Genomic DNA, 851 nt, shown 5'->3' with positions numbered 1-851 from the left:
ACTATTTATACCCCGTAAAAGCGTTATCAACAGTCTTTAGAGGAAAAATGCTGGCGGCGCTCAATGAATGCGATAGTTCATTCGCGAAGATAAACACGCCAACCAAATGGTGCGTGTATAGCAAAGCCTGTTTAACGTACAGTGAAAAGCTAGTTAGTTACCTTGCTCGTTATACCCGAAAAGGCGTGATGTCAGAATCACGATTAGTGTCAGTGAATGAGCAGTCAGTGAGCTTTAAATATCGCGATTATGCAGATAACAACCGCGATAAAGTAATGACACTGAGTTGTGATGAATTTTTACGGCGCTACTTACAACATGTATTGCCGAAAGGGTTTATGCGCATTCGCCACTATGGTTTTTTAGCTAATGCGTGTCGTAAGCGAAAGTTAGCCCTGATAAGGGCTCATGTATCCACCGCATGCAAAGCGGTGAAGCCCAAAACAGAGCAAGAACCATTGATACCGTATTGGCCTTGTCAGTCATGTAAGGTTGGTATCTTACGGTTTATTGGTGTGATAACCTCAGATATTTCGACGAATGAAATAGTTCGAACGAGTTAGCGGCCTAGCTTGCTGCATTAAATCAATGAGTTAACCTGCTTAACTGCTCAGGCTACTCGCGATTGTGCGTGAGAAAAAGATCATTGCTTAACGGTGAAACATTAGGTTTAATAGGTGCATAATAAACGCTGAGTAACGCAGGGATAGCTTAGATACGATAGACACGCCAGTAAAGTTGGCTTGATATCGCTTAGGCCATAAAAAGCAAATTCCCATAGCATAAGTAACACCTCAGTCCAACAAGCGATTATGCAACACAAACTGCGTGTCGCATAATACTAAAATGTT

General features: G+C 42.1%; 1 protein-coding gene. It reads left to right on the top strand.

The features are described from left to right. A partial coding sequence (locus tag FW757_RS23125; protein WP_446441783.1) for an IS91 family transposase occupies nucleotides 1-563 on the top strand: 563 nt, incomplete at its 5' end. Between the last annotated feature and the right edge of the window lie 288 nt (nucleotides 564-851).

This window comes from Pseudoalteromonas sp. 1181_04, from assembly GCF_052850545.1.
This window is presented reverse-complemented; position numbering and strand designations above follow the sequence as displayed.